General features: G+C 42.2%; 13 protein-coding genes. 8 read left to right on the top strand and 5 right to left on the bottom strand.

All coding sequences use genetic code 11. The features are described 5' to 3' along the window. Nucleotides 1-103 precede the first annotated feature (103 nt). The 5 genes from H3T75_RS02825 to gshA form a co-directional block, all read right to left on the bottom strand. Entirely contained in the window at nt 104-1030 is a 927-nt protein-coding gene (locus H3T75_RS02825; RefSeq protein ID WP_198210941.1) for an AEC family transporter, read from the bottom strand. 147 nt (nt 1031-1177) lie between these two features. Continuing rightward, nucleotides 1178-1585: a diacylglycerol kinase gene (locus H3T75_RS02820; RefSeq protein ID WP_174830307.1), complete on the bottom strand. Its 408-nt coding sequence runs from the start codon at nt 1583-1585 to the stop codon at nt 1178-1180. A gap of 50 nt (nt 1586-1635) precedes the next feature. Next, on the bottom strand, nt 1636-2607 hold the full coding sequence (gene gshB, locus H3T75_RS02815; RefSeq protein WP_198210940.1) for a glutathione synthase: 972 nt from the start codon (nt 2605-2607) through the stop codon (nt 1636-1638). Between the two features lie 70 nt (nt 2608-2677). Beyond that, on the bottom strand, nt 2678-3688 hold the full coding sequence (gene trpS / locus H3T75_RS02810; protein ID WP_198210939.1) for a tryptophan--tRNA ligase: 1011 nt from the start codon (nt 3686-3688) through the stop codon (nt 2678-2680). 94 nt (nt 3689-3782) lie between these two features. Beyond that, nucleotides 3783-5141 (bottom strand): glutamate--cysteine ligase, encoded by a 1359-nt coding sequence (gene gshA / locus H3T75_RS02805; RefSeq protein WP_084548020.1) that lies wholly within the window; start codon nt 5139-5141, stop codon nt 3783-3785. Nucleotides 5142-5747: 606 nt separating this feature from the next. Here gshA and leuC point away from each other — a divergent pair. From leuC to H3T75_RS02765, 8 genes are all read left to right on the top strand, one after another. Beyond that, entirely contained in the window at nt 5748-7154 is a 1407-nt protein-coding gene (gene leuC, locus H3T75_RS02800) for a 3-isopropylmalate dehydratase large subunit (RefSeq protein ID WP_025330973.1), read from the top strand. Nucleotides 7155-7249: 95 nt separating this feature from the next. Next, nucleotides 7250-7375, top strand: a complete 126-nt coding sequence (locus tag H3T75_RS02795) for an entericidin A/B family lipoprotein (protein WP_078474712.1) — start codon at nt 7250-7252, stop codon at nt 7373-7375. Between the two features lie 18 nt (nt 7376-7393). Further along, entirely contained in the window at nt 7394-7534 is a 141-nt protein-coding gene (locus tag H3T75_RS02790; RefSeq protein WP_051506459.1) for an entericidin A/B family lipoprotein, read from the top strand. A gap of 66 nt (nt 7535-7600) precedes the next feature. Then, nucleotides 7601-8242, top strand: coding sequence for a 3-isopropylmalate dehydratase small subunit (gene leuD / locus H3T75_RS02785; RefSeq protein ID WP_174830315.1), 642 nt, complete (start codon nt 7601-7603; stop codon nt 8240-8242). A gap of 91 nt (nt 8243-8333) precedes the next feature. Continuing rightward, nucleotides 8334-9404: a 3-isopropylmalate dehydrogenase gene (gene leuB / locus H3T75_RS02780; RefSeq protein WP_037392326.1), complete on the top strand. Its 1071-nt coding sequence runs from the start codon at nt 8334-8336 to the stop codon at nt 9402-9404. 108 nt (nt 9405-9512) lie between these two features. After that, the gene (locus tag H3T75_RS02775; protein ID WP_174830317.1) at nt 9513-10850 is read left to right on the top strand and encodes a paraquat-inducible protein A; all 1338 of its coding nucleotides are present in this window, start codon (nt 9513-9515) and stop codon (nt 10848-10850) included. Then, entirely contained in the window at nt 10837-12474 is a 1638-nt protein-coding gene (gene pqiB / locus H3T75_RS02770) for an intermembrane transport protein PqiB (RefSeq protein ID WP_084551011.1), read from the top strand. The genes H3T75_RS02775 and pqiB overlap by 14 nt, the downstream gene beginning before the upstream one ends. Next, complete coding sequence (locus H3T75_RS02765) at nt 12474-13010, top strand: membrane integrity-associated transporter subunit PqiC (RefSeq protein ID WP_025330978.1); 537 nt, start codon at nt 12474-12476, stop codon at nt 13008-13010. The genes pqiB and H3T75_RS02765 overlap by 1 nt, the downstream gene beginning before the upstream one ends. Nucleotides 13011-13033 lie beyond the last annotated feature (23 nt).

Genomic DNA, 13033 nt, shown 5'->3' with positions numbered 1-13033 from the left:
TGCATTACAGCAGCCGTAATAACAGTTATTACATCAGGTAATAACTGTTATTAAATACAGATATCTCAACCAGAAGCATTTGTAAGAATTTTATTTATATTATTTATAAATGCATAACCGGGGGCTGAACCAGCATCAGAACAACAGGCAAAGTAATTAAACTTAAAACCGTGCTGATAAAGGTAGCTGTAGATACAAGCTGTGGTCTGGTATTGAACTGGACAGCCAGTAATGTAGTGTTAGCCGCGGTAGGCATTGCCGCCAGCACTATAAGCACTTTTTTAGCCATTAGATCTATTGGCATAAAATATACAAGCAGCATTGCCCACAGAGGTGAAATCAGTAATCGGATAACCAGCGCAAAACTGATTTTGGCTGTTTCAATCTGCCTGATATGCAATGTAGCCAGCTGCATGCCCAGAATCAGCATAATTACCGGAATAGATGAATCCCCGATCATACCCACTGCCAGCATAATTTCCTTACTTAAAGGAATATGCAGTAATTGAAATATTAATCCGAACAATGCGCCATAAATAATCGGCATTCGTAAGACTTTTTTCAGTACGGTATTCTGGCTAATACCATCAACATCGCTACTGCCTTTAGCTGCATAATAAGTGCCGATGGTGCTCATAATAAATTGCTGTAATACCATCAGAATAACAGCAATATCAAAACCGGCACTACCAAAAAATACCAGAATTACCGGAGTGCCATAATTACCGTTATTCATAAAGCATGAAGCCAGAATCAGAGCACAATTATCCTGATTTTTATAATGACAAAATGCCGACCAGAGATAAACCAGTATAATCAGCCCGACACACAATGCCAGAACATAAAAAGCATAATAAACATAAGCACTAGTTAGCGGGTGATTAAAGAAAGTTTTGAAAGCCAGAAAGGGAGACAGAATATACAAAGACATTTTTGATAAACCGGCAATATCAAATTTCAATGTCTTCTGAGCGATAAAACCCGTGACGAAAATACCAAATACCGGTAATAAAATCAGCAAAAAATGCATTGTCTGCCCTTTCCTTCTCAGTATATCTGCCAGATATGTATATATTCTGCTATATGAAGAAAATGTAAATAGTTTGGCAATATTTTTCAGAATCAGGCTGTCATTATTATGTAATTATTCTGCCCTTATCCTAAATTTAATTGTGACTTAAAACCAGTTTACAAAATAGTCACTCCACAATGCCATTGACCATAATACAGCCAGCAATAGCATGGTTAACAATTGAGCGGCTGAAGCCGTATCTTTGGCTCGCTTTGCCAGAGGATGCTTTTCCAGCGAAGTGTGATCTACCGCAGCTTCAATAGCAGTATTAAATAATTCCACAATCCAGCTTAAAAACGATGCCATGATTAATACCATTCGTGTCAGGCTACCAAAATCCAGCACAAATACAAGTACAATCAATACGCTATTTAATGCCAGCAGCTGGCGAAAAGCCGATTCACTGCAAGCAGCCTTCAAACCCGCCAGAGAATAACCATAGGCATTGAATATACGGCGTAAGCCCTTTTTACCTTTAATCGATGTTGCAAACGATTGATTATTTTCAGGCATGATCAAATATTATCCTCGTTATATTGAATTTTTAATTGAGTTTTTAAGTATTAAACCGGAGAGCCATATAAGCGGGCGGCTTCTTCCACTGCATCAGCAAAAAGTGCCGGTACATTACAATCAGTTTGACTGGTAATTTCCTGAAAACCCGTCGGGCTGGTTACATTAATTTCAGTGAGGTAATCACCAATAACATCCAGACCGGCAAGTAAAATCCCTCTGCGTACCAGTTCCGGAGCAAGTGTTTCTGCAATCTGCTGATCTCGTTCACTCAATGGCTGAGCCACACCCTTTCCTCCGGCAGCCAGATTTCCGCGCGTTTCACCCTGCTGCGGAATACGAGCCAGCGCATACGGAACGACTTTTCCGCCAATAACCAATATACGTTTATCACCATGCACAATTTCCGGAATATAACGTTGCGCCATGATAGTTCGACTATCCAGATGCATCAGCATTTCCAGAATACTGCCGATATTGGGATCACTTAGCGTCAAACGAAAGATACCCATTCCTCCCATACCATCCAGAGGCTTAATAATAATGTCATGATGCCGGGTTAAAAATTCACGTATATCTGCAGCGCGGGTAGTAACCAGTGTTGGTGCGGTAAGCTCAGGAAAATTCAGAATAGCCAGTTTTTCATTAAAATCACGCATAGCCTGACCACTGTTATATACATGCGCACCCTGATTAGCAGCCAGTGTCAGCAAATGAGTAGCGTACAGATACTGCATATCAAAAGGCGGATCTGTACGCATGATTACTGCATCAAAACTATTTAAGGTATATTGCTGCTGAGATAAAACATTAAACCATGCATGGTCATATTTATCTTTTGCTTCAATAAAATCAAATACATCTACCTTTGCTGTCACATACTCATTTTGCACACTCAAGTCACCGGCTAAGGTGTGAAACAATTTCCAGCCCCGCTGAGACATTTCGCGCATCATGGCATAAGTCGTATCTTTATAAGTCTTGAAACTCGCCATCGGGTCTGCAATAAATAAGATTTTCATTGAATTTACCTGTTAGAATTTTTATCCGGCCGGGATAAAATTATTCCCATCCGGATAATTACCACGCTATTTATTTGAGTGAGCGGATACCCACAGCTTCACGTACCGCTTCCAGCAAAGGTTTTGCTGTCTGACTTGCTTTTACTGCTCCAGCCTGCAAAATATCCTCAATTAAGGATGGTTGTGCGTTAAGCTGCTCGAAACGTTCACGTTTTTCAGCCAGTTCTTCATTAATTTTTGCAGCCAGAATTTTTTTAGCCTCACCCCAGGCCAGCCCGTCAGCCAGCATCTGAGTAAACTGTAAAGTTTCTGCCGGAGTCGAAAATGCTTTATAAATATCAAACAGCGGACTTTCATCCGGTTGTTTGGCTTCACCGGGTTCTTTCAGATTGGTAACAATTTTATTAACAGCTTTCTGCAACTTTTTTTCAGACTCAAACAATGGAATGGTATTGCCATAACTTTTGCTCATTTTCCGGCCGTCCAGCCCTACCAGAGTTTCAACGTTGTCATCAATTTGAGCTTCCGGTAACGTAAATAACGGTTTATAACGATGATTAAATCGTCCGGCAATATCACGCGCCATTTCAAGATGCTGAATCTGATCACGCCCTACCGGTACTTTATCCGCATTAAACATCAGTATATCCGCGCTCATCAGCATCGGATAACAGAACAGCCCCATTTCAACTCCGTGATCCGGATCTTCCTGCCCTTTTTCTGCATTTTCCTGTACCGCAGCTTTATAGGCATGTGCCCGGTTCATCAAACCTTTGGCTGTATTACAGGTAAGTATCCAGTTCAATTCCATTACTTCAGGAATATCCGTCTGACGGTAAAAAGTTGTCCGTTCCGGATCAAGACCGCAGGCAAGCCAGGTTGCTGCTACTGCTTTGGTAGATTCATGTACTTTTTCAGGTTCATGACATTTAATCAGCGCATGATAATCAGATAAAAACAGAAAAGATTCTACTTCTGAGTTCATACTTGCTTGTATTGCTGGACGAATTGCCCCTACATAATTACCCAGGTGCGGAATTCCGCTTGGCGTTACACCAGTTAAAACACGAATTTTTTTCATTATAGGCACTTACTTTAAAAATAAATTTTTATTAATACTGAAGCCGGTTATCATACTTTGATATTCAGCGAATCATATAATCGATCCGGATAAATTAAACCGCCGGTTCAGACATATTTTCCAACTCAATGGCAGCGGCCAGAAGTGACAGTCTGGCCAGCACTCCGTAAACATATAAGCGGATACTTTCGCAATCTCTGGCCTGAGTGACATTTTCTGTTTGCGGTATGCCCAGCTGTTCCCATGGTTTAAATTCCCGTTTACTGGCTGCTTCTTCAGCACTCTGAGTATCCAGAGAAGCAATATTGCATTGTAATGGTACAAAATGCATACCAACTGCATTCAGATTTTCATCCGGTCCGCGATCCTGATGTACCCGGTAAAAACCACCAATGACAAACCGGTCCATCATATATACCACTGGCTCGGCTGTTGCGCCATTCAGCGTTTCATAAGTATAAATTCCTTCCTGTACAATTACTTCGCTTACTTCCAGGCCCTCTTTGATTTTAGCCATTTTATTGCGTTTTTTACGATTTAAACCGCGTACTTCTTCAGCAGAATGCACACTCATGACACCCATACCATAAGTACCGGCATCGGCTTTAACAATAACAAATGGTTTATCCTGAATACCTAATTCATCGTATTTGTGCTGAATACGCTGCAATAATCTTTCGACAGTTTCAGCCAGCCGGTTTTCTCCTTCATGACTGGTAAAATCCAGACCACTGCATACTTCGAAGTAAGGATTAATTGTCCACTCATCTATACCTACTAATTGTGCAAACTCAGAAGCTACCTGATTATAGGCCTGAAAATGTGTACTTTTACGCCTTGTAGTCCACCCTGCTTTTAACGGAGGCAATAATGTTTGCTCCAAACCCTGCAATATTTCCGGCACACCGCCAGATAAATCATTATTCAGGAGAATCATGCAAGGGGTGAAACCGTCGGCCAGCTGTAAAAGATTGCCCTGTCGCTGTACCGGTTCCAGCGTAATGTGATCACCCAGCGCTGTTTCCAGCGTGGTAACCTCTGTAATCTCAGGATTCAGGGTTCCGATACGAACATCTAATCCGACATGGCGCAAGATAGAATACAGCGCATAGACATTTTGTAAATAAAAAGTGTTGCGCGTATGATTTTCGGGGATCAGTAAAACTGATTGTGCATCTGCACAGGCACGTTCTACGGCATCCTGTGCTGCTACTGATGCCAGCGGAAGAAAAACGGGATTCAGATTATTAAATCCTCCCGGAAACAGATTCATATCTATGCTGGCTAATTTATATCCGCTGTTACGAATATCCACAGAACCGTAAAAAGGAGCGTGGTGATGTCGCCATTGAGCACGAAACCATGATTCAATCTGTGTTTGACTGGCTAAAATTGCACGTTCAAAATCCTGCAATTCTTCACGATGCGCTGAGGCTACATCAGGTAAACTCATATTTCATTCCTTTCTACATTCATACCCAGCATTTTTGCTGCACATGCGGTATTCTATATAATTTTGCCGGTTCAGAGGGTATTCTTTTTAAGTTTGGCTCAACTAAAGGTTTTATTTTCAGACAGATTCAAGCAGGCAACCATAAATATAAACCAAACCAGTCACAAGAATATAACACAATGAAAATATTATTTTTTTAATATAAAAATTTAGATATCAACAGATAAACTATCCTTTGTACATACTTTTTTCTGATTACTACCGAATATATAAACACATATTATTAAGTTAACACAGATATCTAGATAAAAGCATCGCTTACTATTATTTGAAAAAGTGCCAGCCAGCTTGAAACCAATAACTTCTAATCTTTATAGAGCAGAAACTATTATCTACAGTCTTTACCACACATGATTCAGATTAACCAGCTCAAATCAAATGATTTATAGAGAATTTAAACATACAATTAGACATTTAGTCTAAAATATTCGATAATTTTATTTATTTTAGTCCAAAAATTTATTTTTTAGACAAAATACTTGTAAAACCACCTTAACAGTATTAAGATGCATCACACATAAAACATAACAAAACAAAGCTACTACAATGAATGCACAAACCTTGTATGAAAAACTGTGGAATAGCCATATTGTCCAAGAACAGGCTGATGGTACAGTTTTACTTTATATTGACCGCCATCTTGTACATGAAGTAACCAGTCCGCAGGCTTTTGAGGGACTGAAACTTGCTCACCGTCCGCTCTGGCGTGAACAAAGCATTGTGGCCACTGCTGACCATAACACACCGACCGATCACTGGGACGAAGGAATTACTGACCCGATATCCAAACTTCAGGTCAATACACTGGATAAAAATATTCGCGAATTCGGTGTAGAGAAATATTATCCGTTTAAAAATATCAATCAGGGTATTGTGCATGTTGTCGGACCTGAACAGGGAGCAACTTTACCTGGGATGACTGTAGTATGCGGTGATTCACACACCTCTACACATGGTGCATTCGGCGCACTTGCTCATGGTATTGGCACATCAGAAGTAGAGCACGTGATGGCAACACAGTGTATTACTGCGAAAAAATCAAAAACCATGCTGATTAAAATTGATGGCGCCCTAAAAACAGGTATCACAGCCAAAGATATTGCTTTATATATTATCGGGCAAATTGGTACAGCCGGCGGTACAGGCTATGCAATCGAATTTGGCGGCGAGACTATACGTAATCTTTCTATGGAAGGTCGCATGACCTTATGCAACATGGCCATAGAGGCCGGTGCCCGCTCTGGTTTGGTTGCCGTCGACCAGACAACTATTGATTATATTAAAGACCGTCATTTTGCACCTCAGGGTGAGCTGTGGGATCAGGCTGTCAGCTACTGGCATACTTTAGTATCCGATGAAGGCGCACATTTTGATAAAACCTACCACTTTAATGCTGCTGATATAGAACCACAGGTAACATGGGGAACATCACCCGAAATGGTGATTGCAGTCAATCAGCAAGTACCAGACCCGGCTGCTGAAACTGATCCAGTTAAACGGGAAGGTATGCAGCGCGCACTGCAATATATGGGATTAACAGCCGGTACCCCAGTTAACGAGATTCCGGTAGATGTTGTTTTTATTGGTTCCTGTACAAACGGACGAATTGAAGACCTACGCATTGCTGCCAGTGTCGCAGAAGGACATCACAAAGCAGATAATGTAAAAAGGGTATTGATTGTACCCGGTTCCGGTCTGGTTAAGCAGCAGGCAGAAGCAGAAGGACTGGATAAAATCTTTACAGCAGCCGGATTTGAGTGGCGTGAACCAGGTTGCTCAATGTGTCTGGCCATGAATGCAGACCGTTTACAGCCGCAGGAGCGCTGTGCCTCAACGTCTAACCGGAATTTTGAAGGCAGACAGGGTAACGGCGGACGTACTCATCTGGTTAGTCCGGCGATGGCAGCGGCTGCTGCCATTACCGGACATTTTACCGATGTGCGACAGATATAAAGTGAATAACTTGCAGTTTTAATCCAGCAAGTGCATGATAAGCATGTAGTTCTGATTGAATTTGTTAATATTTATCTTTGTTGAAGGAGTACGGTATGAAAAAAATGTTGTTAATTGCTGCAATGGTTATGGCCGTAGTTACTGGTTGCCACACAATTCACGGCGTGGGACAGGATGTCAAAGCTGGTGGTCAACATTTATCCAATGCTGCCAACAGATAACAATACAAGGATAAGATCATGAAAAAATTAATGCTTTTAAGTCTTGCTATTGTTGGTTTTCTGGCCGGTTGTCATACTGTTTCCGGTGTAGGCCGCGATATTTCTGCCGGCGGTCAGGCTGTAAGTAATGCTTCTGACAACGTACGCTCAGAAATGTAACTGCATGCAAGCCCGCAAGGGCTTGCATAAAATTCAATCATAAACTATAAAATACTGAAATACCGCATGAAATCTTTTACCACTCTTACTGCACTCGTAGCGCCTCTTGACCGCGCTAATGTAGATACTGATGCAATCATTCCCAAACAATTTCTTAAATCCATTAAACGCAGCGGCTTCGGGCCGAATGCATTTGATGAATGGCGTTATCTGGATCATGGTGAGCCAGGTATGGATAACAGTAAACGTCCGCTAAATCCAGACTTTGTGCTTAATCAGCCACGTTATCAGGGCGCGCATATTCTGCTCACACGGAAAAACTTCGGTTGCGGCTCCAGCCGTGAGCACGCTCCCTGGGCTCTGGATGATTATGGATTCCGTGCCATTATTGCACCTTCTTTTGCTGATATCTTTTTCAATAACTGCTACAAAAATGGTTTATTACCTATCGTTCTGCCTGAAGAAACTGTTGATCTCCTATTTCACGATGTGACAGCTCATGAAGGTTATCAGCTAAATATTAATCTGCCGGAACAAACTGTTAACACGCCAGACGGAAAACATTATCATTTTGAGATTACTGAACACCGCAAACACTGTCTGCTTAACGGTCTGGATGAAATCGGACTGACATTACAACATGCTGATGCTATCAAAGCATATGAAAATAAACATAAGCAACAACAACCATGGCTGTATCAGCTCTGACTGAATCAGAAATTTTCAATCATTTATAATCTGAAAAACTAACTGATAACTCAAAATTATCAGTCATTAATCGATAAGCAGAAAGAATAAAATGAGCAAACATATTGCTATTCTTCCCGGTGACGGTATCGGACCGGAAATCATCGGACAAACTGTACGCGTTCTGGACAAACTGATTGCAGAGGGGCTGGATGCAGATTATCAGTATGCACCATTGGGAGGAGCAGCCTATGATGAATACGGACATCCCTACCCTGAATTTACTCAGAATATCTGTCGTCAGGCAGATGCAGTATTGCTTGGCGCAGTTGGCGGCCCTCAATACGATAAACTGGAACGTTCGTTACGTCCCGAACGCGGTCTGCTAGCCATACGCAAAGACCTCAATCTTTTTGGCAATCTGCGTCCGGCAATTCTCTATCCAGAGCTGGCCAATGCTTCTACATTAAAACCGGAAGTAGTTTCCGGACTGAATATTCTTATCGTGCGTGAATTAACCGGCGATATTTATTTTGGTGAACCGCGCGGAATTCATACACTAGCTAACGGTGAACGCGAAGGTATCAACACCATGCGTTACAGTGAGAGTGAAATTCGCCGTATCGGTAAAATTGCGTTTGAAGCAGCACAAAAACGCAACAAAAAACTTTGTTCCGTCGATAAAGCCAATGTATTGGAAACAACAGAATTATGGCGTGAAATCATTACAGAAATGAGTAAAGATTATCCTGATGTCAGCGTTAGCCATATGTACGTAGACAACGCCGCCATGCAACTGGTAAAAGCACCTAAGCAGTTTGACGTTATCGTAACAGGCAATATCTTTGGTGATATTCTTTCTGATCAGGCTTCAATGCTTTCCGGCTCTATTGGTATGCTGCCCTCCGCTTCTCTCAATGAAACCGGTAAGGGCATGTATGAACCCTCACATGGTTCTGCTCCTGATATTGCCGGTCAGAATCTGGCTAATCCACTGGCTACTATACTTTCTTTAGCGATGCTTTTACGTTACAGCCTGAATAACGAAGATGCAGCTCAGCGAATCGAAGCAGCTGTAGGCAAAGTGCTGGCACAAGGTTTGCGGACAAGTGATATATTTGAAGAAGGTTGTACGCGTATTTCATGCAGCCAGATGGGTGATGCCGTACTTGCTGCGTTATAAGATAATTGCACATTATCATTAAATTACGTATATTGAACTTAACAGAGAATTTATATCTCTGTTAAGTTATTTTTTATATAGCTATTTTTATAATTGAAATTTGATATCTTGAGCTACCGTTCCACACAACAGGCGCAAACTTCATTAACTGACTTGCCAGATGGCAGCCTGCCGGCACATCATGTTGGCTGCCCCTGCTGTGGTCTTTCTCTGTCTATTCCTTCGCTGACTCCCGGCGAATATGCTCATTGCCCCCGTTGCAGGCAGCATCTGGTTCGAATTGAACATCATCCACTGGATACGCCAACAGCTTATGCTATTGCTTCATTAATTATCATGTTAATTGTGTATACACAGTTATACATGAGCATAGATTTACTTGGCATACATGTAGAGCTAACTATTCCGTATATGGTTGAGACACTGGCCCAGCAGGATTATTCTTTGCTGGCGGAAGTCATGTTCCTGTTAACTTTTGGTTCGCCGGTACTGTTTCTGTTATTGTGTCTGTACGTATACACAGGTTTGCGCTACCGGCAGATATTACCCGGTATGCTATACGCTACCCGTACACTGGTTCGTCTGCGCCACTGGATTATGGTCGATGTATTTTATATTGCCACACTGGTAGCTTATATTAAAATCAGTGGTATGGCACAAATTCATTTCGGACTTGCTTTCTGGCTGATGATGGTACTGGCCATTTTACTTATCCGCACTTCTCAGGGTGTACCTGAACACTGGATTTTTTATCAGATACAGCGCCTTACCGGCAATGATCCTGTTTTACAGAACAATAGTGCTGATACCCTCAACTGTAATTATTGTCTTTTTGAGCAACCAGCCAGCCTGAATGTATGCAGCGTCTGCGGTTCGTATCTGAGCCGCCGTAAACCGTTAAGTCTGAGCATTAGTATGGCCTTTCTGCTGGCAGCCATTATTTTCTATATACCGGCTAATTTATTGCCGATGATGATTACCCGCTCGCCGGGCACCAATCTTTCTAGTACCATTCTTGATGGTATAGAATACATGTGGAATGATGGTGACGTTTTAATTGCAGTTGTTATATTCAGTGCCAGTATGGCCATTCCCATATTGAAAATTATTTCTATGCTGGTTCTACTGTATTCTGCTGCTTACCGGCCATTAATGTCTGCACACAAATTAACCATACTCTACCGTATTACCGAATCAATCGGGCGCTGGTCAATGATTGATATATTTGTCGTTATCATTCTCATGTCGGCATTTTCCACACCACTGGCTAATGTAACCCCAGGTGCTGCCACCATTTACTTTTGTGCAGTTGTCATCCTGACCATGGTTTCTGCACTGAGTTTCGACCCGCGTTTACTCTGGGATGAAGCAGTACAACAAAGAAAACACCATAAACCTCATTATAAAAACAGCAGTAAAAGGCATTCTCATCATGAGCCAATCTGATAATCAGACGCCGCAGGCAACTGCCACAGTAAAACGTAATCCACCCTTTAACGTACTGGTGTGGATTATTCCGGTGCTGGCATTATTAACCGGGGCATGGCTGCTTTTTCAGCATCTGCGCCATACAGGGCCGGAAATTACTTTGTATATAAAAGACGCGGACGGGATTGAAATTAACACGACTACCATTAAAGTCATGAACGTCACCGTCGGTAAAGTTACTGCAATCAGAATCAGCCCAGATGAAAAAGGCGTACAAATCAAAGCGCAGATGACAGCTGACGTCAAAAATATGCTACGTAAAGACACTCAGTTCTGGATTGTTAAACCACGCATAGATCAGAGTGGTATTACCGGCCTGAATACCTTAGTTTCCGGTTCATATATCGCTTTTACTCCGGGGCACAGCAAAGAAAGAGCAGAAACATTTACAGTTGCTGATTTACCTCCGGTCACTGCCATATCGCAAAGTGGTATACGTTTGCGTCTGAAAGGCCACAGTGACAAGCTGCTTAATCCGGGCAGCCCGGTACTTTACGGAGATATCAGTGCCGGACAAATTGAAAAAGCCTATTTTGACCCTAAAGACAACAGTGTACATTATCAGGTCTACATCAATAGTCCGTATGACAGTCTGATAGGCGACAAAGTTAAATTCTGGCTGCAGACCGGCCTGCAGATTACTGCTTCTGGCGGCGGTGTACATATTGATTCTGCGCCCATACCCGCACTGCTCTCGGGTGCAATCGTATTCAAAACCATGTTTGAAGGTAAAGGCAATCCTGTTGCCAACAACACTGAATTTACTCTCTACAATAGCGAACGGGAGCTGGATAACCTGCCGACAAACCGTGCTCAATACTATGTTGTATTCTTCCAGCAGTCTGTACGCGGACTCAGCGTTGGTGCTCCGGTAGAATATCAGGGTATTAATATCGGTTCTGTTGCAGATGTACCTTACTTTGCCCCGAATGACAGCCATAAACTCTTCCAGCATGGCTGGATACCAGTACGTTTACGTATTGAGCCGGGACGTATGGAAATAAATGCTGGCAAACAAGATGATAAAATCTGGCAGCAGCAAATCCAGCAGGCACTTAATCTGGGGTTATCTGCATCTCTGGAAAAAGACAATCTGATTACTGGTAATCAGTATATTAGTTTATCTCAGGCGCAAGCGGGAGAATCACTGTTTAAACCAGTAGCACAATATCAGGGATATACCGTTATCAGCAGCACCCATACCGGACTTGATATGATCCAGAATCAATTGACTGCACTATTAGCCAAAATGAATAAGCTGCCTATAGAAAACACCATGAAACAGCTGGATATGACACTGGCGCAATTAAAAACGACTCTGGCCAGTGCAGACCGCTTGTTATCACAAAATAAAACTCAGCAACTACCTGCTGAGCTGGCGGCTACTCTGAAAGAATTACGGACTACATTACAAGGTGTATCCAGCACCTCACCTCTATATGGTGATATTCAGCAAACCCTGAAAAGTATTGACAGTACCCTGAAAGATGCACAGCCAACACTGAAAACCCTGAAACAACAACCCAATGCCCTGATTTTTAATCGTCGCGGGCATGATCCGGAACCAAAAGGAGCCAGATAATGAAAATTTTGTTACCACTTGTCTGTGCTGTCAGTCTGACGCTTGGTGCATGTGCCGGTAATCCGATTACCTACTATCAGCTACCCGGCAGTAACTATCAATTACCGGCCGGCAGCCAGAGAATTCCGGTACAACTCAAAGTGGTACTGGCTGAGCGCCTTAATCAGGGGAATTTAGTTTATCAGGACAGTCCGACAACTCTGCACTTTGCCCAGCAGCATCTATGGGCTGATGATCTTGGCGATGAAATTAGTCAGACACTGGCCAATGAACTTAATAAACAAAGTATTCGCTATCTGTTTACTCCTGAAAATAAAACTAAAACCACACTAACTGTATATATACAGTCTTTTCAAGGTAGCTATGATGGTTATATCTACATCAGTGGTTACAGCAGCTGGCAGGGTATTAATAATGAACAAGGTCAGAACTTTAATGTCCGGCTACCTCAGCAAGGCAATGGCTACAATAATATGGTTAATGCTCTGGCTCAAGGACTCAGTAATGTAGCCAAAAGCATTGCTCCATATAATTAATTATTGCAATACTAACCAGGATC

It is taken from the genome of Snodgrassella sp. W8135 (assembly GCF_016101225.1).
Taxonomy (GTDB): Bacteria; Pseudomonadota; Gammaproteobacteria; order Burkholderiales; family Neisseriaceae; genus Snodgrassella; species Snodgrassella alvi.
Note: the sequence above shows the minus strand (reverse complement) of the source record. Positions and strands in the feature narration are given on the sequence as shown.

Bases quoted from the DNA above. Each gene is read 5' to 3' on its own strand.
- H3T75_RS02820 (WP_174830307.1), bottom strand. From the start codon at position 1,585: ATGCCTGAAAATAATCAATCGTTTGCAACATCGATTAAAGGTAAAAAG.
- leuB (WP_037392326.1), top strand. From the start codon at position 8,334: ATGAGCAAACATATTGCTATTCTTCCCGGTGACGGTATCGGACCGGAA.
- leuD (WP_174830315.1), top strand. From the start codon at position 7,601: ATGAAATCTTTTACCACTCTTACTGCACTCGTAGCGCCTCTTGACCGC.
- leuC (WP_025330973.1), top strand. From the start codon at position 5,748: ATGAATGCACAAACCTTGTATGAAAAACTGTGGAATAGCCATATTGTC.
- gshB (WP_198210940.1), bottom strand. From the start codon at position 2,607: ATGAAAATCTTATTTATTGCAGACCCGATGGCGAGTTTCAAGACTTAT.
- trpS (WP_198210939.1), bottom strand. From the start codon at position 3,688: ATGAAAAAAATTCGTGTTTTAACTGGTGTAACGCCAAGCGGAATTCCG.
- H3T75_RS02765 (WP_025330978.1), top strand. From the start codon at position 12,474: ATGAAAATTTTGTTACCACTTGTCTGTGCTGTCAGTCTGACGCTTGGT.
- pqiB (WP_084551011.1), top strand. From the start codon at position 10,837: ATGAGCCAATCTGATAATCAGACGCCGCAGGCAACTGCCACAGTAAAA.
- gshA (WP_084548020.1), bottom strand. From the start codon at position 5,141: ATGAGTTTACCTGATGTAGCCTCAGCGCATCGTGAAGAATTGCAGGAT.
- H3T75_RS02790 (WP_051506459.1), top strand. From the start codon at position 7,394: ATGAAAAAATTAATGCTTTTAAGTCTTGCTATTGTTGGTTTTCTGGCC.
- H3T75_RS02795 (WP_078474712.1), top strand. From the start codon at position 7,250: ATGAAAAAAATGTTGTTAATTGCTGCAATGGTTATGGCCGTAGTTACT.
- H3T75_RS02825 (WP_198210941.1), bottom strand. From the start codon at position 1,030: ATGCATTTTTTGCTGATTTTATTACCGGTATTTGGTATTTTCGTCACG.